Source organism: Geitlerinema sp. PCC 9228, from assembly GCF_001870905.1.
GTDB lineage: Bacteria > Cyanobacteriota > Cyanobacteriia > Cyanobacteriales > PCC-9228 > PCC-9228.
On record NZ_LNDC01000194.1, the window covers coordinates 1 to 25,118 of the forward strand.

General features: G+C 49.3%; 20 protein-coding genes and 1 tRNA gene. 11 read left to right on the forward strand and 10 right to left on the reverse strand.

The window, feature by feature from the left end:
- The first annotated feature begins 472 nt into the window (after positions 1-472).
- From AS151_RS19995 to AS151_RS20010, 4 genes are all read left to right on the forward strand, one after another.
- A complete protein-coding gene (locus tag AS151_RS19995) occupies positions 473-736 on the forward strand; it encodes a hypothetical protein (RefSeq protein WP_071518835.1) in 264 nt (87 codons plus the stop codon).
- Positions 733-1,422, forward strand: coding sequence for an energy-coupling factor ABC transporter ATP-binding protein (locus AS151_RS20000; protein WP_071518836.1), 690 nt, complete (start codon positions 733-735; stop codon positions 1,420-1,422). Before AS151_RS19995 ends, AS151_RS20000 begins: the two co-directional genes overlap by 4 nt.
- Positions 1,423-1,600: 178 nt before the next feature.
- Positions 1,601-2,152 (forward strand): NYN domain-containing protein, encoded by a 552-nt coding sequence (locus AS151_RS20005; RefSeq protein WP_071518848.1) that lies wholly within the window; start codon positions 1,601-1,603, stop codon positions 2,150-2,152.
- 149 nt (positions 2,153-2,301) lie between these two features.
- Positions 2,302-2,373, forward strand: a tRNA-Asn gene (locus AS151_RS20010).
- Between the two features lie 35 nt (positions 2,374-2,408).
- On the opposite strand, the gene AS151_RS20015 is transcribed toward AS151_RS20010, so the two are convergent.
- The 5 genes from AS151_RS20015 to AS151_RS20035 form a co-directional block, all read right to left on the reverse strand.
- The gene (locus AS151_RS20015; RefSeq protein WP_071518837.1) at positions 2,409-3,359 is read right to left on the reverse strand and encodes a lysylphosphatidylglycerol synthase transmembrane domain-containing protein; all 951 of its coding nucleotides are present in this window, start codon (positions 3,357-3,359) and stop codon (positions 2,409-2,411) included.
- 37 nt (positions 3,360-3,396) lie between these two features.
- Complete coding sequence (locus AS151_RS20020) at positions 3,397-4,116, reverse strand: M15 family metallopeptidase (protein ID WP_071518838.1); 720 nt, start codon at positions 4,114-4,116, stop codon at positions 3,397-3,399.
- Between the two features lie 99 nt (positions 4,117-4,215).
- Positions 4,216-4,677, reverse strand: a complete 462-nt coding sequence (locus AS151_RS20025) for a peroxiredoxin (protein WP_071518839.1) — start codon at positions 4,675-4,677, stop codon at positions 4,216-4,218.
- A gap of 62 nt (positions 4,678-4,739) precedes the next feature.
- Positions 4,740-5,792 carry an alpha/beta fold hydrolase gene (locus AS151_RS20030; protein WP_071518840.1) on the reverse strand — a complete coding sequence of 351 codons (1,053 nt, stop codon included), beginning with the start codon at positions 5,790-5,792 and terminating at the stop codon, positions 4,740-4,742.
- Positions 5,792-6,613 (reverse strand): carbohydrate ABC transporter permease, encoded by an 822-nt coding sequence (locus AS151_RS20035; protein WP_084639816.1) that lies wholly within the window; start codon positions 6,611-6,613, stop codon positions 5,792-5,794. The genes AS151_RS20030 and AS151_RS20035 overlap by 1 nt, the downstream gene beginning before the upstream one ends.
- A 154-nt stretch (positions 6,614-6,767) precedes the next feature.
- Between AS151_RS20035 and AS151_RS20040 the strand changes: the two genes are divergently transcribed.
- Both AS151_RS20040 and AS151_RS20045 read left to right on the forward strand, forming a co-directional pair.
- Positions 6,768-7,466 (forward strand): aldehyde oxygenase (deformylating), encoded by a 699-nt coding sequence (locus tag AS151_RS20040; protein WP_071518841.1) that lies wholly within the window; start codon positions 6,768-6,770, stop codon positions 7,464-7,466.
- A 245-nt stretch (positions 7,467-7,711) separates the two neighbouring features.
- On the forward strand, positions 7,712-8,734 hold the full coding sequence (locus AS151_RS20045) for a long-chain acyl-[acyl-carrier-protein] reductase (RefSeq protein ID WP_071518842.1): 1,023 nt from the start codon (positions 7,712-7,714) through the stop codon (positions 8,732-8,734).
- 52 nt (positions 8,735-8,786) lie between these two features.
- Here the strand turns inward: AS151_RS20045 and AS151_RS20050 are convergent, their stop codons facing one another.
- Positions 8,787-9,062, reverse strand: coding sequence for a hypothetical protein (locus tag AS151_RS20050; RefSeq protein ID WP_071518850.1), 276 nt, complete (start codon positions 9,060-9,062; stop codon positions 8,787-8,789).
- A gap of 184 nt (positions 9,063-9,246) precedes the next feature.
- Here AS151_RS20050 and AS151_RS20055 point away from each other — a divergent pair, with 184 nt between their 5' ends.
- Complete coding sequence (locus tag AS151_RS20055; protein ID WP_084639812.1) at positions 9,247-9,870, forward strand: DUF3318 domain-containing protein; 624 nt, start codon at positions 9,247-9,249, stop codon at positions 9,868-9,870.
- A gap of 4 nt (positions 9,871-9,874) precedes the next feature.
- On the opposite strand, the gene AS151_RS20060 is transcribed toward AS151_RS20055, so the two are convergent.
- The 4 genes from AS151_RS20060 to AS151_RS20075 form a co-directional block, all read right to left on the reverse strand.
- Positions 9,875-10,828, reverse strand: coding sequence for a glycosyltransferase family A protein (locus AS151_RS20060; RefSeq protein WP_071518852.1), 954 nt, complete (start codon positions 10,826-10,828; stop codon positions 9,875-9,877).
- Between the two features lie 405 nt (positions 10,829-11,233).
- Positions 11,234-13,546, reverse strand: a complete 2,313-nt coding sequence (locus AS151_RS20065; protein ID WP_071518843.1) for a hypothetical protein — start codon at positions 13,544-13,546, stop codon at positions 11,234-11,236.
- The gene (locus AS151_RS20070) at positions 13,543-14,769 is read right to left on the reverse strand and encodes a glycosyltransferase (protein WP_071518844.1); all 1,227 of its coding nucleotides are present in this window, start codon (positions 14,767-14,769) and stop codon (positions 13,543-13,545) included. Before AS151_RS20070 ends, AS151_RS20065 begins: the two co-directional genes overlap by 4 nt.
- A 52-nt stretch (positions 14,770-14,821) precedes the next feature.
- Complete coding sequence (locus AS151_RS20075; protein WP_071518845.1) at positions 14,822-15,925, reverse strand: glycosyltransferase family 4 protein; 1,104 nt, start codon at positions 15,923-15,925, stop codon at positions 14,822-14,824.
- A 407-nt stretch (positions 15,926-16,332) separates the two neighbouring features.
- On the opposite strand from AS151_RS20075, the gene AS151_RS20080 reads away from it, so the two are divergent.
- From AS151_RS20080 to AS151_RS20095, 4 genes are all read left to right on the forward strand, one after another.
- The gene (locus AS151_RS20080; protein ID WP_071518853.1) at positions 16,333-17,181 is read left to right on the forward strand and encodes a hypothetical protein; all 849 of its coding nucleotides are present in this window, start codon (positions 16,333-16,335) and stop codon (positions 17,179-17,181) included.
- A gap of 76 nt (positions 17,182-17,257) precedes the next feature.
- Positions 17,258-19,300, forward strand: coding sequence for an AAA family ATPase (locus AS151_RS20085; protein ID WP_071518846.1), 2,043 nt, complete (start codon positions 17,258-17,260; stop codon positions 19,298-19,300).
- 17 nt (positions 19,301-19,317) lie between these two features.
- Positions 19,318-21,462 (forward strand): AAA family ATPase, encoded by a 2,145-nt coding sequence (locus AS151_RS20090; RefSeq protein WP_071518847.1) that lies wholly within the window; start codon positions 19,318-19,320, stop codon positions 21,460-21,462.
- Positions 21,463-21,567: 105 nt separating this feature from the next.
- Positions 21,568-25,098 (forward strand): TIGR03032 family protein, encoded by a 3,531-nt coding sequence (locus AS151_RS20095; RefSeq protein WP_084639814.1) that lies wholly within the window; start codon positions 21,568-21,570, stop codon positions 25,096-25,098.
- The last annotated feature ends 20 nt before the right edge of the window (positions 25,099-25,118 follow it).

A 25,118-nucleotide genomic window follows, 5' to 3' on the forward strand; every position in this document is an offset into this window, starting at 1 on the left:
GGACCAACCGACGAAGACGAAGCGATCGCGCTTCAGCCAATCGTCGAGTACGTCAAACCAGCCGCGTTCTACTTGCGGACGTTCGACTGCGATGGTCATATTGATATCTCCAACGATTACATAAGTGCAGGGTCGTTATCTTCTATGAAAGCATATCGCATTCCTTTTTCGCTAGTCGGTGGACAAACCACAAAAGGGACGATATGTCCATAGATGTTACTTTTCTTTACGATCCCATCCATTATTATAGCGAAAATATGAGATTCGCCAAGGCAAAACTGTCAATTTTTGTTAAATTTTATAAAGAACCTGGGAACAACTTGGTTTTCCCGACCAGGCGTTGCCAAGTCCCGGGAACTCCCGGTGGTCGCTACTGATAGATTTTTGTGGGATTCCGACCGGCGATCGCTGGTGAAATCTGAGATACTAGGAACTGGCACACCAAACTGTACCAATGTAAAGATTGGCAACTATGTATACCATCGATGTAATGCTCAAATACAGCCCAGCCCCCATTTCGGTCCAGCGTAAAGAAGAAAACGACGCTCAGGAGCTATACCAGAAACTAACCGCAGCCATGACCAGTGGGGAACCGAAGGTTATGGAACTTACCTGCGATCGCGATGCTGGTAAGAAAGTCACCGTTTTGTGTAGCGAAATCTCTGTCGTGCAAATGTCCCAAAAATCGGGGACCTCAGCCGACCGAGTCGCCGGATTTGCTGCTTTGAATCAATGAACCGTTCGCCATCGGTGACCCCCCCAACAGCCATTCAAGTCCAAGACCTGCACTTCCAATGGTCTAACGGTGTTACAATCTTGGACAACTGTTCCCTGCAAGTGCGCTCGGGAGAATTTTGGATGCTTCTGGGTGCCAACGGCAGCGGCAAATCTACGCTGCTGCGGCTCTTGGCAGGGTTACTCGCCCCCCAATCTGGGGAAATCTATATTCAGCCACCCGTCGGTTTTGTGTTTCAAAATCCCGACCGGCAGTTGGTCATGCCCACAGTGGGGGCAGACATTGCCTTTGGGTTGGTTGAAGAACAACTTTCCTTTCCCGAAATTCGCGCCCGAGTAGACGAAGCCCTAGAAACGGTCAACTTGCTGGGATTGCAGCGACGCCCTATTTATGCCCTCAGCGGCGGTCAAAAGCAACGGGTGGCCATTGCTGGCGCGATCGCACGTCACTGCCACACTTTGCTTTTGGACGAACCCACCGCTTTGCTCGATCCGGACGGTCAAATTGACTTGGTGGTGCAGGTACGCAACCTGGTGCGCACCAAGCAGATTACGGCCCTGTGGGTCACCCACCGTCTGGACGAACTGGACTACTGCGATGGTGCTTTTTTGCTAGAGGAAGGCAAAGTGGTGGATAGCGGCGATCCGCAACGGCTGAAACAGCGTTTGACCAGAACTTTCGCCTAGGTGCGTCCCCCTATGGGAAAGGCTATGGGATCATCGTGCCGCCACCCCCGTTGCCGAACCATCTGTGGGGGCAACTTTCGTATGGCGGCGTTTTTTTGGTGGGGGCCAAATGGGGGCATTCTACAATCTGCAGACGCAACCAGCTTTTGGTCAATCGGGATGTCGTTACTTAAGAACCATGTCACAGCAAACATCTGGGGTGGTATTGCTTGTAGATGGCTACAATATTGTCGGTAGCTGGGCCCATCTCATAAAAATTCGCGATCGCGACGGTTTGGAGGCCGCTAGAGATCAATTGACCGAAGCCTTGGTCAACTACAGCGCCTGTCAAAAGTGGGAAACTCGGCTGGTTTTTGACGCCCAATTTCGCGGCGAACCCAGCAGCGTGGAAGCAGTTACCCGCTACGTTAGCATTTACTATACCGAATCCGGTCAAACCGCGGACGACTACATCGAAAAAGTCTGTGCCGAACTGGCCCAACGTCCCCAATATCGCAAACTGCGGGCGATCGTGGCCACCTCCGATCGCGCCCAACAACTTACCGTGATGGGATATGGGGCCGAATGGATGTCGGCCAAACAACTGGAGCTAGACATCGACCGTATGGCGCGCAGCGTCCGCCGCAACCAGAGAACCCCCAAGCGATCGCAAGGTCGGTTTTTGGTGCGTTCCCTCGATCCAGACGCCCAAGAACGCCTGGACAAACTCCGCTTTGGCATTCGCTCTTGAGCATCCCCCGGCTAGTTGCTGGGGGATTTTGCTCGTTAGGGAAATCTTGGGAAAAACCGCCCGTAGAAAAATTTTTCCAAAATTTTGCCCAAAAAATTGCCAAAACCCCTTGCGTAACTTTTAATCTCTGGTTAATATAAAAAATGCGTTCCTCAGTAGCTCAGTGGTAGAGCGGTCGGCTGTTAACCGATTGGTCGTAGGTTCGAATCCTACCTGAGGAGTTTCTCAGCGGTCCCGGCCGTAGCAGGTGCCACCTTCATTTGGACCCTTTAAACTGGCGTACGGTGGTGAAATACCTCCCCAGAAAGGGCAAACCTGCTACAGCCGGTATAAAATATCTAGAAGTGCAAAGCAACCCCAACGCTGCTCCTGTGGCATCGCCAAAATAGGGTTGGTAAAACAAAATTAGCGCCGCATCCCGTGTCCCCACGCCGGCAAAGGTCAAAGGCAGCAAACCAGCCAAAATCGCCAGGGGAGAAAGCGCCAAATTCGCCAGTAAGGGAACGGAAGCGCGCAGGGCAAAAATAAAAAACCAAATTTGTAATAAATGACCGAACCAAATAAATACCGACGTCAGCGCTACTTTCGCTAAGTGGGTAGGTTCGCCCCAAAAATAGCCGTGCATTTCATCCCAGGCGTATTGGAACCGATCGATTTTGGCTTTGAACTTGCCTGGGGCAATTTTATGGGTTTGGGTAAAAAAGAAATAGGCAAAGCGGCGAGACCCTAACAGGAGGATTCCTAACAGCAAACCAGCCGCTACTCCCAGGGTCATCACCCAAAACAAAACATCCTTGTTGGGATAAAAAAATAACCCAAACACGCACCAAAGCAGCAGGGAAAGCATATCGCAGGTTTTCTCGAAAATCACCAGCGACAGCGCCAAACTCCCTGCCAAATGTCCCCGTTCTCGCATAAAATAAGCTTTGGCAATATCGCCCATTTTGGAAGGCAAAATCATATTCAGCGTGCTGGAAGCTAAAATTAGCCGGTTGGCTTCGCCGAAACGCAGTACGCCACTGCGAGGCATGAGTTGCTGCAAACGCCAGCTCGTAAGCAAGGTGAGCGGAATTACCATTGCCAAACTGACCACCATCCACAAGCGATCGCTATTTTGAAAAACTTGCAGCAACTGAGTTACATCAATTTTGGTATAGATAATCGCCAGAATAACCAGACTAACAACCAGAGAAATAATCTTTTTCATAATTGTTTGGGCAGAGAATCGAACCGCCGGTCACCCACTACAAGGATTTTTCTACGCGACCGTACCGTGCCACTGTGGAATTTGCTGGGGATTTCTGGTTGGTCAGCCAAGCCCACAGTTGGTCGCCAAAGGAAAAATGCCACCATTCAGCAGGATGTTGTTGAAATTCCGCCGCTAGCATAACCTCTCGTAACAGGAAGCGCAACTGATGGTAGTGACTTTCCGGTGGTGAAGTGCTGGCAGCAAAGTAATCGGGAGCGGAACGGGGGGAAATTTCATCAATGGGCGAACCCAAATTCAGGGGTTCGTCGCTTTCGTTGGCAAGGGTAATATCGACAGCAGCACCCGTGCTGTGGGGAGGTGGCGTTGCCGGATTGTGGCTAGGGGGTGCCCAAAATTTTTCTACCTGGGCTTGAATTTCCTGGCGTTGGGAAGGTGTCATCGAATCTGGATGCAATCCATTCGCTTTGGCGGTTTCAGTAAAGGTATGGTCTACCATAAATTGCTGCACGGCGATGGGGCGGTAGGCGTCGAAAATTTGAATCCGCCAGTGGGGATGTTTTTGTTGCAGGTAGTTTTGGGCTGTTTGCAGCCGCTGCAAAACCCCTTCCCGCAGGCAAAAAGGAGATGTATCGCCGTAGGGTGCCCCCAGCTGGGCGTAGGGATGGGGGGAACAAAAGGAAAATTCTGTGGTGGGAATGGGGATGAGGGGTTCTTGGCAGTCTTCGATGGGGATGGTTTGGTAGGGTTTGCTCATGGTTGTCTTTGCAGAGGGCTTCGGAGCGTCGGGGTGTCGGATCGAACAACCAATTGTATCTCCCAAGCTCGGTACGCTCGGTACACCCCCACGCATCACTTAAACAGACTGCAGCGATCGCAGTACTTTCAGGGATTCTTCCACGTGAGCGTCAAATTGCATCATGCGATCGAAAATATGGCGTACGGTGCCTTCTTTGTCGATAACGTAGGTGACGCGACCGGGTAGGATCCAGAGGGTGTTGGGAACGCCGTAGAGTTTGCGGACTTCGTTTTTGCGATCGCTTAATAAAATAAACGGTAGGTTGTGGTTGGCGGCGAATTTTTGGTGGTCTTGGGTGGAATCGTTGCTAACTCCAATAACTTGAGCGCCCATTTCTTGAAATACTTGGTAGCGATCGCGAAACGCACAGGCTTCTTTGGTACAGCCGGGGGTCTCATCTTTGGGATAAAAATACAAAACCACGGGTTGTTTGCCCACAAACTGGTTGAGGCTGATGGATTCGCCAGTTTGAGAGGGAAGGGTGAAATCTGGGGCTCGATCGCCTACTTGCACGGTCATAACGCTATCTCCGATGGAACGTTGACATTGAGAAGTTTACAAAAGTTAATCTTATGATTATTTTATCGCTTTTGTAGCTGCCAGTCGCACCAATCTAGAGTACGATGCCAAGCCCACCACCGATCGCGATCGCCGAGTTGGCGCTGGCGGCGGTGGCTGTTTAAATAACCTACGTGACCGCCATGGGCGGTTAAATACAAATCAATAGCGGCATTCTCCCGGCTAATTTGCTGCAATTCGGCAACGATGGAAGGGTCAAAAAATGGGTCGTCGGCGGCGTAGATAATCAGGGTTGGTTTTTGCAAATCGTCTAGAAACAGTAGGGGGCTGCTGGCGTGATAGTATTCTTCTACCGAAGCAAATCCCAAACGTGGAATTACCAACTCGCGATCGAACCCGATAATACTGTCTGCTCTTTCAATGGCATCGCCATCGATCTCCTGGGGAAAATTGTGATACAGCCGCCAAGCCAGTTTTTTGAGGTTGCCGGCAATACCTTGTTCCACGTAGCGACCAATGGGAGATTGCACCAGATACGATAAAGAGCGATTGGAATCGAGGTTGGGGCAAATGGCAATCCCGCCACCAATCTCTTGAGTTTCTGCCACTTGGGCTTTTTTGATACCCCACAGAGCCATTTGACCCCCCAAAGAATATCCCGCCAACCAGAAAGGCGGGGGGCAACCCATAGTTTGGGCAGCAGCAGCAATCGCCAGAAAATCTTCCCCTTCGTAGAGACCATCCGAAGTGAGGGTGGGGGAGAGTTCCGCCGTTTTGCCGTGCGATCGCCAATCAAACAAAACCACCGCATATCCCCGGGCAAAAGCCTGACGCCCCAGCAAATGCAAATACCATTGATTCGCCAAACTCCCCGTAATACCATAGGTTGCGACCATGGTAGCGCGCGGATTCTCGGGAACCGCCACCCAACCATAAATCGGTACCTCCCCAGCCCCAGCAAAAACTTTTTCTTGGTAGGGCGGTGCCCCATAGACGGTACTGTCTTGCCAGGAACGCCGCCCCCAGAGCGCTACGTAAATCGTCATTGCCCATCCCTGGCGCAAAAACCAAGGAGGGGCATAAGATGCGGCAGAATTCGCCCAACTGTTTGCCATCAATCCCCTTTAATACCAGTAGTTGCAATCCCGCGGATAAATTGCCGTTGCCCCAGCAAAAACAAGACCACCACGGGAATGGTAGCAATGGTGACCCCTGCCATGAGCAAAGACCAATTGCTGGTAAACTGTTCCTGAAGCTCCGCCAAAGCCAGCTGCACGGTGCGCAATTCCGGTCGGGTGGTAAAAATTAGCGGTTTAAACAAATCGTTCCATTCACCAATAAAAGTAAACAGAAACAACGTGACCACCGCCGGGCGGGCAAGGGGCAGCATCACTTCCCAAAGAATTTGCCAGCGGGTGGCACCATCGAGGGCAGCCGCCTCTTCCAATTCTACCGGTAAGGTCAGGAAATACTGACGCAATAAAAAAATGCCAAAACCGTTGGCGGCGGTGGGCAGAATCAGGGCAGCGTAGGTATTGAGCAGATGCCCCCACTTCAACACCAGGAAAATGGGAATCACCAGCAGTTGAAAAGGAATCACGAGGCTGGCTAGCACCAAAAGGAGCCACGTGCGCCTGCCGGGAAATTGCAGTCTGGCAAGGGCGTATCCCGCCAAAGCGGATGTTACCACTTGTGCGGCCGTCACCGCCAGGGCAACCAGGGTGGAATTGGCAAAAGCCAACCAAAAATCGCCCCGCGCCCAGGCTGTGCGGTAGTTTTCCAGGGTAATTTCGTCGAAATTGCCCAACACCCCAGTGGGGGTCAAAGAAGCGAGAAAGACCACTGCTAGGGGAAGCAAGACAACGACAGCCCCCAAAACCAGCAAGCAGGTATTGAGAAGTTGGAAAAAGCGAGCGCGGGAAGCAAATGTTTGCAAAATTGCCACTTTTTTTTAGAAATAGGTACAGTACACTATAGCTGTTCCATAAAAACAGCTGTTTTTTTGATTACCTTAGCAGGTTCTTGAGAACGGTTAAGGTTAATTTTGTGATTGAGAAGTTTTTACGCACCGTACAGGAGACTTTGATTTTATGCCGCAGCTAGAGGGCATCCAACAGGAACTGAACTACCAAAGCTCAGAATACAAAAGTGCTTACAGCCGCATCAATGCCTTGGTGATCGAAGGCGAAAAACAAGCCTACAACAACTATTTGCGCTTGGCTGAGATGCTGGGCGAAGACAAAGAGGAATTGCAAAAATTGGCGAAAATGGAAAATCGCCATCAAAAGGGCTTTGAAGCTTGCGGTCGCAACTTGCAAGTGACCCCAGATATGGATTTTGCAGAAGGCTTGTTTCGCCAGCTACACCAAAACTTCGACCAGGCGGCAGCCCAAGGAAAAATCGTTACTTGCCTATTGATCCAAGGATTGATTGTGGAGTGTTTTGCGATCGCGGCGTATAACATTTATATTCCCGTAGCCGATCCCTTTGCCCGCAAAATTACCGAAGGGGTGGTCAAGGATGAATACCAACACCGCAACTACGCCGAAGAGTGGCTGGCGCAAAACTTAGAAACCTCGAAAAACGAACTAGAAACGGCCAACCAGGAAAATTTGCCCTTGGTGTGGCAAATGCTGGCAGCGGTGGAAGCTGATGTGGAGGCAATCGGCATGGAAAAAGATGCCCTCATTGAAGATTTTATGATTGCCTATGGGGAAGCTTTAGAAAATATTGGTTTCACCACCCGCGAGATTATGCGCATGTCGGCTTACGGATTGCGTTCGGTGTAGGTTCGCTCGGGGAATGCCTTGCCAGTTGTAGGGGAAGGGAGTAGCTGCGGTGCCTCCAAGAGGGCGGTGGTTTTCCGCTTCCCCTGCAAGGCTTAGTGTTTTAGGATAGAGCAGAGATGGCAACTTATTGAGAAAAATCGCCTCGATTGCAGGATTTTTTTGTACTATTAGGGAGTGTTTTGAACTATCTTGGATCTGTCACCAGAATTTTGCCTAGTTCGCAGGCTTACTACCTATAGCAGTTCATGTTTGGTTTAATTGGTCATTTGACGAGTTTGGAGCACGCTCAGGCTGTGGCTAGCCGGCTGGGCTATCCGGAATATGCCAACCAGGGGCTGGACTTTTGGTGCAGCGCCCCGCCGTTGGTTGTCGATCGGATTAAGGTGACCAGCGCGATCGGTCAAACGATTGAAGGTTTGTACGTGGAGTCGTGCTTTTTGCCGGAAATGCTAGCCAGCCAGCGGGTGAAAGCTGCCGTTCGCAAAATTGTCAATGCGATGGTACACGCGCAAAAGCAAGGGCTGAAGATTACGGCTTTAGGCGGATTTTCTTCTATTGTTTTTGAAAATTTCAACCTGAACCAGATCCGGCAGGTGCGCAATATCCGATTGGAGTTGGAACGCTTTACGACCGGCAATACCCACACGGCTTATATTATTAGCCAGCAAGTGGAGAAAGCATCGTCGATGTTGGGTATCGATCTATCGACGGCTAAAGTAGCTGTGGTGGGTGCCACCGGTGATATTGGTAGTGGCGTATGTCGCTGGCTGAATATGCGAACCGACACCAAGGAAATGCTGCTGGTGGCGCGCAATCGCGATCGCTTGCATGCCTTGCAAGAGGAGTTAGGTCGCGGCAAGATTGTAGATTTGGATGGGGCACTGGCGGAGGCAGATATTGTGGTCTGGGTCGCCAGCATGCCCAAGGGGTTGGAGATTGATGTTAGCCAGCTCAAACGCCCTTGTCTGCTGATTGATGGGGGATATCCCAAAAACCTCAACCGCCACTTTCAGATGCCAGGGGTCTACGTCTTGAAAGGCGGTATTGTGGAACATTCCCTCGATATTGAATGGCATATTATGGATTTGGTGAATATGGATGCCCCCACCCGCCAGTTGTTTGCTTGTTTTGCCGAATCCATGCTGTTGGAGTTTGAGAAGCTGTATACCAACTTCTCTTGGGGTAGAAACCAAATCACCGTGGAAAAAATGGAGCAAATCGGTCATTTTTCGGGCAAACATGGCTTCCAACCGTTGCTTAAGTTCTAAAAGCAAGCGCTGCGCCTGTCTGCCCCAACTGGCGACTTGCTACCAGGCAAGTTCATGCTTCCGGTGGCAACGTTGTGTCTTCTTCGTTTTCTTCCGTTGCGGCTGGTGGGCGATCGCTGCTCCACGCCCACCAGCAGCTGCCGCAGGAACATTGGTAAAATTCCTGCCATTTGCGGCGATTTTCCTCGGTAAAAACGGGAGAACGGCGGTTGATCCAAACCCGTTCGGCTTTTTTGGGGCTACTGCCGCAAACCGGGCAGCGAAATTCTAAGACGTGAACTGCTGAAGATGTCCAATCGGGAGGAGTCGGGTCAAATGCGTCTAACATGGTCATCTATACGTTCGCGAAGCGTCTGGTGAAGGAGAATCGTTCTCTGCAGGGGAAGGAGCTATACCCGTCGTTTAGTAGAGAACCATTACCCCCCGCAAATCCAAGCGGCCAACGTTCCCAAGCCAGTTGCCGGATTGTCCTTTCCATTGTAAGCCCAACAACCACCAATTGTTGATGTCCTATGCCCGAAATCGATCCATCTGAAGAAATTTCCCGTTTGTTGGATTTGATGCCAGCTTCTGCCCGGATGGCGACCAAACTGGTGAGCAAATCCCAGCAAATTGTGCCTATCGAAGAGCCAGTTGCCCTGCCTTGGAAGCGCAACTATCAAATTTTGATTAATTTTGACCTGTGGTCGGAAATTCCCTTACCGCAGCGCGATTTGTTGCTATTGCGAGCGGTGGCTAAATTTGAGGGAACCAAATGGTTTCGTTTGGAGTGGCCCCAGGGTGTGGTGGCGGCTGGGGCTTTTGGTACGATTTTTGAGCTTTCCCAAGGGGATGCCATTGGTATATTGGTTGCCGGTGGTTTGAGTGCTTTGGCAGCCAATCGGATTTGGCGCGCGCAGCGGGGGGTGAAAGCTGAGTTGCGCGCCGATGAGGAGGCATTGCGCCTTGCCAGCAGGCGGGGATATAGCAAGGTAGAGGCAGCTAAGGCGCTGTTGGATGGAATCGCTACGGTGGCCAAGTTGGAAGGGCGTTCCAGCTTGAATTTTATGGAGTTGGTGCGATCGCAGAATTTAAAAGCGATCGCCGGGGTGTCACCAGTGGGCATGCCCCAAAGATACCGCGACAGCGACGAGTGAGATTCTAAACTTGCTTGTCTGTCTGCCACAGTTGCCATTTCAACAACTTGGCAAAAGTTCTCGGTACTAAATACAGCTTGCTTAAAAATAAATTCCACATATAACCATATCGAGGAAACTGCTTTAGCAAGAGAAAATCGGTAAAAACGTGAAATCTGGGGGGCTTCAAAGAGGCTTCTTTGTAAATATAACGAATTTGCTCTGGTTTGGGCAGACAGTGGCCGATAATGCGATCTTTTTGATAAAACTTGGCTTGAACGAACAATGCTGTCAAGCGATCGGCCCCTGTCACGGGAATCCAAGTCAGATGCCCCCAAAGTTTGGTTGCTTCCGATAGATGGGGCAGTGCCTTTTGCACGAGTTCGGTTTTCCAAACAATGTTGTTGAAGTTTTCAAAGTGATATCCTTTGTGGTCGTTTCGCGCTTTGACAAAACAGGCGTGGAGAAAATCAAATTTTGTGTCTATAGGAGCGATGGGGTTTTCTAGCAAACCTTGGAATTTCCCCCTTTGAAAAGGATAGGGATTTTCTGGTGTTTTTTTCAAAATCTCTAGCCGGTTGACATCGGGAAGCTGCTCCCAAGGGCGTTCGATATTTTCCCGGTCTTGATGGTCAATATTGCACTTGCTCAAGCGTAATATCCAGCTATCGGGGAATCTTTGAAAATATTCTTGCACCAACTGTGCGATATCTGGATGGATGTAATCGTCGTCATCGAGGGCTACTAAGTACGTTCCGCGCGCGTTGAGCAATCCTACATGTCGCTGCATCATTTCCCCTTTATAGGGGCTTACCAAGGAACGAACGCGCGTATCAGTGATTTCTCGGATAGATGTATAAGGATGGTAGACAAACAGAAACTCTACCTCACCGCGAACTTTCAACAGCTCGTGGCACCACTCATCAGAAAAATCCCCACGAGTTGGCGTAACGATAGAAAGAATAGGAGATGGGTTCATAGCGATCGCCGTAATAATTTTTTCTGACAATAAAACTTATACCATTTCCTCAAAAGTATGCAATAGAAAATCGGGCATTTTGTAGGAAATAACGGGTAAAATGGGCAATTGGGAAACTCCAGACAATCATTTTTTTTCAGAAATGGGAGGATATGGTATTGGGATTTTACACCCCCATCTTCTATGGGTCTGAGAAATTCCCCCTTTTCCCTATAGAAGTGGGAGGCAGCGTCTTTTGCAGCCTGCAAACCACCCAAACCAACCCACGTCCGCTGCGGGTTATTTGCCACACGGACATAAGAATGAAATCTTTTCTCCGAGTATATACGGAAAATACCGATATCGGCAAGCCCATCCGGGAAAGCAGAGAAATTTTTCCTGCCTCAACGCTGGATTGGCCAACACTTATCCTTGCCAAGCAATTGCTTTATAGCCACTAGGGGTCGCAAAAAGCAAAGCTGGTGGTTGCTCCTCACCGATTTGAATCGCACCAAACAGCGATCGCTTTTCCAAACTCCGAAACTCGTTATACAGCAAATTCCCATCCTGAGAAAAAATCAACGTATGGGTTTGCCAGGGATTGGTATCCAAAGTATTCAGCCGTACTGACTGCCAATTGCCTTCTCTAGAATCCTGGATTTGCAGGGTCAGCAGAATTTCAGAATCGCCATTGCCGTTCAGGTCGATCGATTCGATCGTCCAATTGCCAAACTGCGATCGCAACTTCGGTATGCTGGGAATGGGTTGCGATATAGAAAACCGGAGCAGTTGCAGTTCCCTCCACAGCTGCGGTAAGAGATTTTGAACGGTCACAGGTTTTTCGGCTGCCAAACTTTTTAAAGTCATTACCCGGGAGTCTACCCATGTCAAAGCTTGTTGGGTAAACGCCAAAGCGCCTCTGCTGTTAGCAACAGATAGGGAAGGTCCTGTCGCCAGCAACTGTACGTCATTACCCTGATGGCGCAGAGCTTTCACCGTTACGGAAATCGTTTCGCGATCGCCGTTAGGCCGCCAGGAAGTCACTTGCAATTGCGGGTCTATCGTCAATCCCAACTGCTGCCACAAACTGGGCAAAAAGACATCTGAGGAAATTTCGGGTTGCCACTGACTGCCATTGTGCCAACTAGTAACTTGAATACGATACCACGACCGTTCCTCAGCAATTTTCTGGGATAACCGACCGGCTGGCTGCCACCAATTCTCCTTATTAGGTCGTTCCAAAAACTCTGCTGTACCGATAATATGACTCTGGTGGGAACGCTGTAAAGGTCGCTGTGCCAAAGCCGCTTCCAACTGGCGCAAAAGCTTGCCAATAAACACCCTTGTCCGAGCATCTACTTGTTCTTGTTGCTCCAACCAATCCCAAGCCGCCGCCGTACCCTGACGAGAACCAACCATCAAAGCCGCCCAAACTTGTGCCGATCGCTGTTGGGGATGAACGCGCAAAGCCGTTTCCACCCGCTGCCATAGGCGGTCGTACTCATCTTGCAACAGCTTCGCAATGGCCTGTTGGTGACGCCAGGAAGTTTGAAAAACCCCCAATGCCGACTCCCAGCGACCATCAATGAGCTTCGCCAACACCTCTTGCGAAGGACTTATCCAAGCGGCTTCTGCCTGCCGTTGGGCAATTTCTGCATGCATAACCGCTAAATCCAACTGTGCTTGAGCTTCGTTGGGCCAGTAATTTTCGTTGGCGAGGGTTTGCTGTTTGGCTTGGCGAAATTGTTCCGCTGCCTGGGACCACAAACCGCTGCGCGCCAGCCGTAACGCATCCTGGTAGGTGGGTCGATCCAGAACTGGTTCTGTAAAAGAAACAGGAACCAACTGTACGGGATTGAGGAAAAAGCTGCGCGGTTTCACTTGATACAGCTGAAATTTGGGTTCCAAGCCTATACTTTGGTCAATAACCAGTTCTGGGGTTTGGGTGCCTGTCACTTGCTTCCAGGAGGGGGTTTGTCCGCTGGGGCTGGTCCAGTCTAATAATTTACTGACGTGATTGTGTTTTATATTATAATGCAATACCTGTCCGTAAACAATGGAGGTATTGTTGACCGCGCGCATGCCACTTAAGTGAATCCAAATGCCATCCTGGGGTGCATCGTTGGGAAAACGATGCCATTGCGTCAAAGGAACTGGTGTGTTGCTGCCGGCGATATTCCGGTTGGCAACTGGTGCGATGACAAAGGATTCTGGCGGTCCGGTAACTGTTTTTTGTTCGACCAAGCGAAATAGTTGGGAAGGATCGAGACCGGGAAACTGCCATTGCGGTGCTTGAATGGGTTGGTAAATGCGTAATTCTTCAATAACTTTGCAATTGGCGTCGCAGTTTGCTTTTTTTTTCAAAACCGGTAATAAAATGGCTTGTAGGTTCTGGTTTTGATGGGTGCCTGCTATGTTTTGTGCGATCGCGAGATTACATTGGGATTGGGAACACAAAGGTAGGGGAGATCCAGCGAGGCGATCGCTGGCGCGAATTTGCTGTTGGATTTGCGAAAGCGTCAGCGGTGGGTTTTGACCGGTGTAGATGCGGTTGGCTGGGGGCAAATATTGGTCGATCCACAGAAACGCTTGGGGATTGACAATTAATTTATATCCAATCCAACCCCCCCCTACCGCAACCACCAACGTAGTTCCCAACCCGCCAGTGGCTGCAAACAAAACCAGCAGGGAAAAGAAGTAACGAATGGCTTTGGTCAGGGTTCCCGTCTTTTTGCTCATGGCAGATTGTTGGCCCCTTCGCTGTCGCAAAGGAAAGCTTCGTATTCCTGACAGGCGCGTTCCCAACTAAATTCGCTGACAATGTATTGGCGGCCGTTTTGCGATAGTTCGGTACGTAGTTGGGGAGAATCGAATAACCGGGCGATCGCGCTAATATATTCTTGGGGACGATTGGCACGCAAGGCACGTTGGGTCGGCGCATCTACTTGCAATCCTTCCAAACCGCGATCGCTTCCCACTACGGGAACGCCGGCTGCCATAGCTTCTAAGGTTTTATTTTTAATCCCAAAACCGCTACGCATGGGAATTGCGCAAACAGTTGCTTGATGCAGCATTTCGCTCATGGCATCCACCCGACCGGTCACCGTAACCCCAGGTTGCTCTTGCAGCTGCAAAATTTCGGGTTGGGGTCTGGCACCAACAATGTAAAATTCGGCTTGGGGATATTGTTTTCGGATATGGGGAAATACTTCTGCAGCAAAAAAACGCGCGGCATCGATGTTGGCCAATGCATCCATGGCTCCTGTGAAAACCAACCGATATCCCCCCGGGTCTTGCTCTCGGTAAGGAAAAGCTTGCAAATCCACGCCGTTGGGAATCACTGCAATTTTGGCTGCCGGTGAAAAAGCCTCGATTTGTTCTCGGTCGTCATTGGTGGTGACGACAATGCGAGAAAACTTTTGACAGTAGCGTTTTTCGTAACGGTGGAGCAAAGGCAAATATACGGAATCGCGTCTGGGGGAGGTACTGGTACCATGTTCCAATTGCTGCTTGCAAGTTCCGTATAGGGAACTGTGGATATTGACCAGGGTCTGGATGCGATCGCGCCAGTGCGATCGTATGTATTGTTCGTTGCTGCTGTGTTCGCAGGTAATGGCGTCGCAGATTCCCGCGGAAACCCGGCTGTCAAGCCATTGTTGCATGGGAACAGAATAGGAATTGGCAATACTGGGAGGGGTTCCTTCTACAACAAACTTCCCAAAACGCAGGAGTTTCCCTAGCTTGTTACTAGCAGGTTGCTTGGCAGGGGGAAATACGGCCAATTCCGTCACCCACTGGCGCAAGGTATTCACTTCTTCATCGGTGACATCCGGCGATCGCTGGGTTGCCAGCATCACTTGGTGATGTCGGCTCAAATATTTCAGCAAATGAAAGGTCCTAACTTCCGTTCCTCCCCGGGTTGGCGGATAGGGAAACGTGGCGGAAACGATCGCAATGCGCATACAAATACTTTAGGTGGAAACAGGCAATTTTGATAGTACTGTTTGTCAACCTTCATGAAAAGAAGGTAGCTTCTATTTTATCGACAAAAGCTGCCGATACAGCTTCCCAGCTGCGGTCTTGTACGGACAACCGCGCATTTTCCCCCAGTTTCTTTCTGAAGCTGTCATCTCGAACGCATTGTTCCACAAGCGAGGCCATGGTTTCGGCATCGCCAACTTCGTGTAGCAATCCATTTTCCCCATGTTGAATGATATCTCGCTGTCCGCAACAATTGGTGGTAATGCAGCAACGTCCAGTTTCCATGGCTTGCAGCAAAGATAAAGGTTGCCCTTCAAACGCACTTGGCAGTACGAAAATATGGGAACGTGCAAACAAATCGGCTTCCGAATCCCTTTGAAAGCGAGGAATAACCTCTATAAAAGGATGCAATGATTCTGGGAAGAAATCAAGCACGGTTTCCTTGTCGGCACCCGTTCCTGCCAGCAACCAATAAATTTCCCAACCTTTTTCGTGCAAGCGCTTGGCTGCTTCCACCAACGTATGAATGCCTTTTCTGCCAATCCAAGAAGCGAGAAATAGGACCGTAATTTTTTCTGGCGGCGCGTCGTTTTCGGTAAGTTGCGATGCGTAAACCCCATTTTTAAATATATAGATGGTTTCGCGATCGCGCTGGTAGTATTGTTGGGCAAATTCTACATCTTCGCTGTTAATCAAAGCCAGCAAATCGGCATGCTTGCCTCCCAAATCGCACGGTCGCAGCCGCCAAATTGGATATGAAAGACGGGTTTTCCAAGGAAATCGAACCCCGCGCTGTTGGTTGAGCTGCCACAGACGGCGATCGAGTCCGTGACTAAAAACCACCGTGGGAATCTTTTTCTTTAAAAATGGTGCAGAAGCGGCTTCGTGGAGGAGAAACAAATCCGCTCGCTCTCCCAAACGTTTGTACGTCCAATAAGCACCGTAGGGGAACAATCCGCGTATGCTGCCGCTGCGTTGGGGAACTACCTTGACTTCTTGAGGTCCTAGATGAATAAATTCATAGCCACGTCGTTCAAATGCCTGCCGCCAATACCACGCAACTCTTCCCATGCCGGAAGTTGGGGAAATTTCAATATCTGCTACATGAACGATTCGTTTTGGTCGAGATGGTTGCATATTTCGTACCGTTTTGCTAGTGCTGTTGTAGCTTACTACATTGACAGAATCAAGAAATCTGGAGCGAAAATTCTAAAACCATCTTTAAAAGCGTCCTTTTATCGATCGTTGCGAGGAAATAAAACTAGAAAAAAAGCAGATTTTCTGTAGCTTGTTTTGTGTGAAATCTTGAAAATTGCTATACTAAAAAATTAGATGCTGGTTCGTTTTCAAACCAACAAAAAACAAAACAGGGATAAGCTGCGATTCTTCATTTATTTTTGGGAGTAAGAGCTTCTGCCAGAAAAATCCCATTCTCTTTCTAGCTGGTGGCAACCTCTGGTTTTACTCGCCCCCACTTTACCCAATTTCGCGAACCAACTATGATAAAGAATCGGTTGCGAACGGTTTGTTGTGGAGAAGCACTCGTGGATGCCAAAGAACTAAAATTTTTATTAAAGTTGGTGGGATTTCCCGAATATCACGCCAGCATTACCAAACTCAAACCCAATCCCAAAACCAAAGCGGCGGAGAGGGATAGCATCTGCCGCAGTCTGGCAGAACGGGAACTGATCGAGTACTCTACAGAACTAGAGAAGGTAAAAACCGCGCCTCCGGGAAAGGCACTCCTCAAACAGGATACCACGGGATTGCCCATTACCAAGGAGGAACTCAAGGCTTTGCGCAATGCGGAAGAACCCATATCTCCGGGAAAAACGGGGATTGACAGTGCCAAACGCCAGGAAATTTTATCGACGTTGATCGAACGGGGATTGCTAAAAGCGGAAAAAACCAAAATTAAGGATGTTTGGCTGACCCAGCGGGGAGAAACCTATTTGCGGGAAGAATATACCCCCACCGGAACTCCCACCATTAGTTTGGAATTGCTGGGGAATTATTTACGTTTGCTGCGCAAGTCGTCAGGGGAGTTGCCGGGGGAAACGTTGCCGGAAAGCCACCAAACGGCAACGGCTGAAGAAGACACGATTCCCCACTTTAGCGAACCTCCCAGCGATGAGGAAATCCTCAATACCATTGCCGAGTTGGATCGCCAACACCAAACGGAAAACTACCTACCAATTTTTTACCTGCGGCAGAAATTACAACCCCCTATGACCCGCGAAGATGTGGATAGTGCATTGTATCGATTGCAGAAACAGGACAAAATAGAGTTGAGTTCCCTACAAGAAACCCATGCGTACACCACCGAACAAATCGAAGCTGGCATCGAACAAAATGTCGGCGGTCCCCTATTTTTCATTATCCTATTGAAATAGGCAACCAGTCGTAACAACCAGTAGCGGGGTTACAACGACGCAGCACAAACCACTACCACCACGACCACACACAGCTATGACATCCATCGATCGCGTCATCCAGAAAAATCCCAATCCCTTCGACACGGAAACCTTCTGGTCGGGGAATTTTTGGCAGGAAAAACAAGACCCTACCTTAACGGTCGATTCTATCCATACCGAAGCGATCGCGCAAATCCAGGAAATTCTAGCCGGCGTGGCTGCCGACAATCGTACCCGAACTTTGCTGTTGGAAGGGGAAACGGGGTCGGGAAAAACCTATTTGCTGGGAAGGCTGCGGCGATTGCTGAACGATCGTGCTTTCTTTGTCTACATCGAACCCTTTACCGCTAGCGACTACATTTGGCGACACATTCTCCGCTACACGGTAGACAGTTTGCTGGAAACTCCCGAAGGCGCTAGCGAATCCCAGCTAATTATGTGGTTGCGGGGATTGTCGGCGTTCAAACAGCGTAGCTTTCTCGACTGGTTCCGCGACGAAAGACAAACCTTTGTTCGCAAAATTAGCGAAACCTATCCTTCTGGCATATACAACGCCAACGAATTCTTTGGGGTTCTCTACGAACTGACCAACCCCAAACTCGCTTATTTGGCTTGCGAGTGGTTGCGCGGCGATGACTTAGACGAAGAAAGTTTGAAGGCGCTGCGGGTCCAAAGTGCCATCGAAACGGAAGATGCGGCGCAGAAAATCCTGGCCAATTTTGGACGCATTTCCATCGAAACCAAGCCAATTGTTTTGTGTTTCGACCAGTTGGATAACGTGGCGCGGCTGCCAGATGGCAATATTGACTTGCCGACCCTGTTTCAGGTGAATTCTATTATCCACCACCAGAAACTGAAAAACTTTTTGGTGGTGATTAGCATTATTACCGATACTTGGCGGCAAAATGCCAATCGCCTGCCAGCTACCGATCGCGATCGCATCGATCGTACCATCAGCTTGCGGCAAATTAATTTAACCCAAGCGGAAGCTTTGTGGATGAGTCGGTTGGAACCGCTGCACCAACAAGCAAATCCCCGGCCGCCTTTATTGTATCCCCTCAATCGCGAAGTTCTGGAAGAAAAATTCCCCGGCGGCAAAACCAAACCCCGCAATACCCTGATGCTGGGAAGGCAGCTTTACCAGGATATCAAACTAGACCTGCTAAAAAATAATGTCTTCCAACAGGCTGGCGCTAGACCCCAACTAAAAGATTCTTCCGACCCCCTAGCGGCATTTAAAATGGTTTGGTTGAAGAAATTTCGCCAAACCCAAGAACGCATTACCCGGATTCGCCAACTGTCTTCGCCGGAACTGATCCAAATCCTGGCAGAGGCGCTATCGGCGTTGCAAGCAGGAGAAATCAAATCGCGACTTTTACCCAGTCGTACTTATGCTAGCTATTCTATTTCCTTTCGACCCAACAATGGGGATAAATGGATTGGCGTGGCGTGGTCGGAAGACCCCAATTTGGTTAAGTTTTGTAACTTGCTGAAAGCTTGTCAGGAAACCCTAGACCGGGAACTATGCCAAACCCTGTATCTGATTCGCGGGGAAAATATTGGTACCCCTGGCAACGTTGGTTACAAACTCCACCAAGAATTGTTTGCCGGGGAGGAACACCACCATCTGATTCCCGATTTAAGTTCCGTACAAACGTTAGCCACCTACCACAGCTTGGTCAACGACGCTTATTCAGGAGAATTGGTAATTGGCGATCGCACGCCGGATTTATCCGAATTGGAAAATCTCGTACGCAATGCCAATATTCTATCAGAATGTACTCTATTGCAAGAGTTAGGCGTGGTGCGATCGAGTTCGCCAAAACCAGCCGCATCGTCGCCAACGCCAGCCGAAACCGAAGCCGAAACCACCAGCGAACCCGTCTCCCTGGAGGATTTTCTGTGGAATCGCTTGCTCAACCAACAGTGTATTGCCAGACAGCAAGTAGTTAAAGAAGCGGTCAGCCAGTTTCCCCAGGTGACAGTGGCACAAGCCAATGAGGTTTTGGGGTCTATGTGCCAGCAAAATGGCAAAATTAAGATTCTCGACCCCCAGGCGAAGCTGGAAGAACAGCTAATTTATGTAGTGACAAGCTAGATGGTGAGGAGATTCTCGTGACATCTATTGACGAGGTTATCCAACAAGAAGCCAATCCCTTTGACTCGGTTAGTTTTCGACCGGGGAATTTTTGGGAAGAAGAACAAGACCCCAACGAAACAGTAGATTCTATCCATGCCGAAGCGATCGCATCGATATCGGATATTTTAGAACAAATCAAAAGCGATCGACGCACGCGAACCATTCTTTTATCCGGCGATTCCGGTTCCGGCAAAAGCTACCTGTTGGGAAGATTAAAATACTTGTTCAATCCCCAAGCATTTTTTGCCTATATTGGACCCTGGCCGGATAGCAGTTATATTTGGCGACATACCCTGCGCAATACTGTCGATAGTTTAATGTATACCCCCCACAACCAACAAGAATCGCAGTTGATGCTGTGGTTGCGTAGCCTATCAGCCTTTCACGATACCGGCTGGGTTAAGAAAATTATGGGGGAGAGAAAACTTTTCATCCAGAATTTTAAATCGACCTATCCCGTAGGCATTTACAACGCCAACCAGTTTTTTGGTATTTTATATAGTTTAACCAGCGATCGCTTGTACAACGATGCTTGCGATTGGTTAAAAGGCGACGATTTAGACGAAGAAACCTTAAAACAATTACAAGTTCGCAGTACCATCGACAACGAAAGTGCCGCCCAAAATATTCTATCCAATCTCGGCAAAATTTCCACCAGAACCCAACCCATCGTTCTCTGTTTTGATAACCTCGATAACATTCCCAAACTCCCCGACGGTTCCTTGGATTTGCAGGCACTTTTTAGCCTCAACTCCATGATTCACAACGAAAAACTCAAAAACTTTTTAATTATCATCAGCGTTATCAAAGACACCTGGCGGCAAAACCAACATCGCATTCAACCCGCCGACCTTGCCAGAATCGACCAACATATCGAACTGCAACCCATCCATCTCGACCAAGCCGAATCTTTGTGGCGTTTTCGTCTTGCCAACTTGCATGCTAAGGCGAACAAAAGACCAAAAACTCCCATTTATCCCTTCCAACGCAAACATTTAGAAGAGAAATTCCCCGGCGGTCAAACCCTCCCCCGCAACGTCTTGGTCTTGGGAAGAAAATTATTTCAAATTGCCAAAACTGAAGGCGTCGATGCCATTGAAAACCACTACCAACAAATTCAACCAGAACCGGAACCCTCTGGCAAAGATAAAGACAGCGATAGCCAAAGCAATTTAGTAGCAGCTTTGCAGTTATACTGGCAGGAAGAATATCGTAAAAATCAAGAAAAAATTACCTACATTCGCCATTTCTCTGCGCCAGAGTTAATTCAAATGTTGCGGGAAGTTTTATTAGCGGTTTTGCCAGTGAAAAGCATTCAGGAAAAACTCCTAGAAGGCAGCAAATATGCTAGCAATTCTATCAGTTACGATTCCCTTTCTCAGTGGGGTCGCGTGGGAATTGTTTGGACGGAAGAGCGCAATTTAAGCAATTTTTACCACGTGATGCGCGCTTGCGAAAAGGTTTTAAACCGGCAAGGGTGTCAAAGTTTGTATTTGTTGCGGAATGAAACGGTGGGAAATCCTCGCAATAAAGGCAATCAAATTTATCGCCGTATTTTCAAAGATTCTACTTTCCACCACCACCTCGTTCCCACGTTAGAATCGGTACATTATTTGGCTACCTATCACAATTTGATGAATGCGGCAGCATCCAGAGAACTGTTGTTGGAAGATAAAACTCTCAATGTGGAAGAGTTACAATCTATAATTGTGGAAACAGATATTTTAGAAAATTGTCCGCTGTTGCAGGATTTACAAGTTGTTCGCCAAAGCCACCAACCCTCCACGACTGCGACTGCTAGCCAGAAAAATGAGAAACAGGAATCTCAGGTAGCGGCAAAAAATGGCAATGGTTCTTCGCCGCCAAGCCAGCCAACAGGTCATGGAAAACCAGATGTCATTGATACCGAACAGATAGAAACTTTTATTCTTAATTTGGTCACCACCAACCAAATGCTGGGATTTCCCACGTTAATTGCCAATACAACGGAACAATTTCCCCATCTCAAGACATGGCAGGCGAAAAAAATTGTACGTCGGCTTTGCAAAGACAACCACCTGCAATTGCTAGACCCCAATGCTGCGGAAGAAGAACAGTTGGTTTGTTGGATTCCCAAGTAGTGGTTGAGATAGAGGGAATTTGACAAAAATACCAATTGATGTTATATAAATCTACCACGATCGATCGCGATTCCACGGACTCACCGCACAATGTAAGCTTTTTTGATGGTACAATCCCTGGGTATTAGCTGGCCGGTCAATCCTACGTTAGGCTGGGGCGTATACGGCACCAATTTAGCGCGCTACCTGCACCAAAGTGCAGATTGGATGCCTATTTTAATGGTACCACCGGCGGCGGCAAGCGATCGCCCGTCGATTCGCCAGTGGCTAACCCCACTTTTGCAACGCCAGCAGCAGGATTTTCCCCAATTTCCCACCAATTCTCTCTCTACAGCATCTGCCAATTTTCCAGTTTTGCACAGTTTGGGAAATCAATTGGTCGGCAATGCGCCGCCGAGTTTGGGAACCCATCGCTTTGGGATTATTTTCTTTGAAAATACCCAGTTGAGTCAAGAAGCGATCGCGCGCAGCCAAGCATACGATTTAATTGTAGCTGGTTCCAGTTGGAATGCCCAAATATTGCGATCGCGGGGTTGCCAACACGTCACCACCGCATTTCAAGGCATTGACGGCAGTCTGTTTTATCCCGCTGCCAAAACCAACCGATTTGGCAACCGCTTTGTTATTTTTTCCGGCGGCAAGCTGGAATATCGCAAAGGGCAAGATATTGTTATTGCTGCCTTCCGCGAATTTCATAGAAACCATCCCGATGCTTTGTTGGTTGTAGCCTGGCATAACCACTGGCCGCAGTTTATCAAAGAAATTGCTTGCAGTTCTCACGTAGAAGGGATTCCTCAAGTTGATGCTAACGGCAGATTGCAGATTACCGAATGGCTGGCTGCCAATGGCATTCCCGCCGAATCCGTTTGTGATGTCGGCTTGGTTCCCCACGCATCCTTGCCGGATATTTTGCGAGAAGCGGATGTGGCGGCTTTTCCCAATCGCGCCGAAGGAGGTACCAATTTGGTGGCGATGGAAGCCATGGCTTGCGGGGTTCCTACGGTTTTATCTGCCAATACGGGACATTTGGATATTATTAGCGACAACCACTGCTATATTTTACAAGAACAAGGTCCGGTGCAACCTACACCGCAATTTCGGGGGGTGGAAGGATGGGGAGAATCGCAAGTGGAAGAATTGGTGGCGGTTTGGGAACGGGTTTACCAAGACCGGGAAGCAGCAAGAGAAAAAGGCGATCGCGCGGCCCAATTTATGGCAAACTGGCACTGGGACCGACAGATTCCCCAGTTGCTAACTGCCATCGAACCTTATTTGCAAAAATCACCCATGAACGCACCAGCACCACCGGCTGCCAGCGAACCGTTGCGCAGCGTCCATACATCCAATTTATCCCAAATTTTACAGCAGTTGGGGATTTCTTTGGTGGTTTCCACGTATCAAGCCGGTAAGGTGATTGCAGTTCGCGCCGACGGCGATACGGTCAATACCCACTTTCGGATTTTTAACAAACCCATGGGGTTGGCTGCCGACCAAGAAAAAATGGCGGTGGGATGCGCGCATCAAATTTGGGAATTGCGGAATGTGGCGGCTGTGGCACCAAAAATCGAACCGGCTGGCAAACACGATGCTTGTTACCTTCCCCGCCGCAGCCACGTGACGGGAGACATTGATATTCACGAGATGGCTTATATTGGGGATGAGTTGTGGTTTGTGAATACCCGTTTTTCTTGTTTGTGTACTTGCGATTTTCACCACAGTTTTGTTCCCCGCTGGCGACCACCATTTGTGAGTGGGTATAGTTTGGGCGATCGCTGTCACTTGAATGGGTTGGCGGTTCGAGATAACCAACCGCGATATGTCACGGCGTTGGCAGAAACGGATACCGATGGTGGCTGGCGGGAACACAAGGCGTTTGGCGGAATTTTGATGGATGTGCAGGAAAATCGGATTCTCTGCCGGGGATTGTCGATGCCGCATTCGCCGCGTTGGTATCGCGGTCGTTTGTGGGTTTTGGAATCGGGGAAAGGAACGTTGGCGGTGGTAGACCCGCAAGCGGGAACTTGGCAGACGGTGGCGAAGTTTCCTGGGTTTACCCGGGGAATTGATTTTTGCGGCGATTTGGCGTTTATTGGTCTGTCGCAGGTACGCGAGAGTGCGGTTTTCAGTGGTATTCCTTTGGTGGAAGAGTTACCCGAACGTATTTGTGGGGTTTGGGTGGTGAATATCCAAACGGGAGAAACGGTGGCGTTTTTGCGGTTTGAAGAGGCGGTGCAGGAAATCTTTTCCGTGCAAGTTTTAGCGGGGGTTCGGTTTCCGGAAATTATTGATTGGGATGAGAATTTGCTGGCGAGTTCTTACGTTTTGCCGGATGAGGCGTTGCAAGAGGTGGTACAGCCGCAGGTTTCGGATGCTAACAGCAAAGATAAAGCACAGCAGGCGTTGGAAGCTGGCAATCGAGAATATTATGCAGGAAATTTAGAAAATGCGATCGCGCACTATCGGCGTTGTTTGGAGTTGGACCCGGATTTGCAGGTGGCGCAGTATAATTTGGGTGTGGTTTTGGGAGATTGCGATCGCAGTGAGGAAGCCATAGAACAATTGCGAGAATTTCTCAAAAAGGAACCAGACAATGCGGCTGCCTATCAATCTTTGGGATATGTTTTTGCCAATTTGAAGAATTTTTCCGAAGCGGTAGCCTGTTTGCAAAAAGCGATCGCGCTTCGACCCGATTACGCACAGGCTCATTTTAATTTAGGCATGATTTTGTTGCGCATGGGCGAGTTAGCGCGGGGATTTGCCGAGTCGGAGTGGCGCTGGCAGACGCCGGAATTTACGCCATTTGAATCGCCGCATCCCATGTGGGATGGTCGGGAACTCCCCAATGCTACCCTATTGCTGCATACGGAACAAGGTGCTGGCGATGCCATACAGTTTGCGCGGTATATTCCCTTGGTAGCGCCCAAATTCCAAAAGATTATTTTGGTTTGCACTGCGGAGTTAATGCCGTTGCTGCAAACGGTGGATGGCGTAGACCAAATCATGCTACCGGGGAAAATTTCTGTTTCCGATTTTGATACCTACGCGCCGTTAATGAGTTTGCCGCATATTTTGGGAACGACCTTGCAGACAGTTCCTGCCAATGTTCCTTACGTTAGGGTTCCGCAAAATAAAACTGGATTTCAACTGCCAGAACCGCGCCATTCCCAAGCAAAAATCAAAGTGGGCATTGTTTGGGCAGGCAGTCCCACCCATAAAAACGATCGCAATCGTTCCTGTCAATTATCCCATTTTTTGCCTTGGTTGAAAACCCCTCGCGTGGCTTTTTATAGTTTGCAGAAGGGAGAACGGGAAGGGGATTTGCAGTCGCTACCTGGGGATGTCGTGGTGGAAGATTTGGCACCTTTGTTGCAGGATTACGGGGATACGGCAGCGGCGATTTCCCAACTGGATTTGGTGATTGGTGTGGATACGTCGGTGGTGCATTTGGCGGGTGCTTTGGGTAAGCCGGTTTGGACGTTATTGAGCGATCGCGCTGACTGGCGATGGATGTTAGAACGGGAAGATAGTCCTTGGTATCCGACGATGCGATTGTTTCGCCAGCCAAGTTTGGGAGATTGGCAAAGTGTTAGCGAACGGGTTGCCGAAGCGTTGGTGGCATTTCGCGACGGTCAATAGGTTTTGATACCAAATCCGAT

Coding starts and splice junctions, on each gene's coding strand:
- AS151_RS19995 (WP_071518835.1), top strand. CDS start 473: ATGTATACCATCGATGTAATGCTCAAATACAGCCCAGCCCCCATTTCG.
- AS151_RS20000 (WP_071518836.1), top strand. CDS start 733: ATGAACCGTTCGCCATCGGTGACCCCCCCAACAGCCATTCAAGTCCAA.
- AS151_RS20005 (WP_071518848.1), top strand. CDS start 1,601: ATGTCACAGCAAACATCTGGGGTGGTATTGCTTGTAGATGGCTACAAT.
- AS151_RS20015 (WP_071518837.1), bottom strand. CDS start 3,359: ATGAAAAAGATTATTTCTCTGGTTGTTAGTCTGGTTATTCTGGCGATT.
- AS151_RS20020 (WP_071518838.1), bottom strand. CDS start 4,116: ATGAGCAAACCCTACCAAACCATCCCCATCGAAGACTGCCAAGAACCC.
- AS151_RS20025 (WP_071518839.1), bottom strand. CDS start 4,677: ATGACCGTGCAAGTAGGCGATCGAGCCCCAGATTTCACCCTTCCCTCT.
- AS151_RS20030 (WP_071518840.1), bottom strand. CDS start 5,792: ATGGCAAACAGTTGGGCGAATTCTGCCGCATCTTATGCCCCTCCTTGG.
- AS151_RS20040 (WP_071518841.1), top strand. CDS start 6,768: ATGCCGCAGCTAGAGGGCATCCAACAGGAACTGAACTACCAAAGCTCA.
- AS151_RS20045 (WP_071518842.1), top strand. CDS start 7,712: ATGTTTGGTTTAATTGGTCATTTGACGAGTTTGGAGCACGCTCAGGCT.
- AS151_RS20050 (WP_071518850.1), bottom strand. CDS start 9,062: ATGTTAGACGCATTTGACCCGACTCCTCCCGATTGGACATCTTCAGCA.
- AS151_RS20055 (WP_084639812.1), top strand. CDS start 9,247: ATGCCCGAAATCGATCCATCTGAAGAAATTTCCCGTTTGTTGGATTTG.
- AS151_RS20060 (WP_071518852.1), bottom strand. CDS start 10,828: ATGAACCCATCTCCTATTCTTTCTATCGTTACGCCAACTCGTGGGGAT.
- AS151_RS20065 (WP_071518843.1), bottom strand. CDS start 13,546: ATGAGCAAAAAGACGGGAACCCTGACCAAAGCCATTCGTTACTTCTTT.
- AS151_RS20070 (WP_071518844.1), bottom strand. CDS start 14,769: ATGCGCATTGCGATCGTTTCCGCCACGTTTCCCTATCCGCCAACCCGG.
- AS151_RS20075 (WP_071518845.1), bottom strand. CDS start 15,925: ATGCAACCATCTCGACCAAAACGAATCGTTCATGTAGCAGATATTGAA.
- AS151_RS20085 (WP_071518846.1), top strand. CDS start 17,258: ATGACATCCATCGATCGCGTCATCCAGAAAAATCCCAATCCCTTCGAC.
- AS151_RS20095 (WP_084639814.1), top strand. CDS start 21,568: ATGGTACAATCCCTGGGTATTAGCTGGCCGGTCAATCCTACGTTAGGC.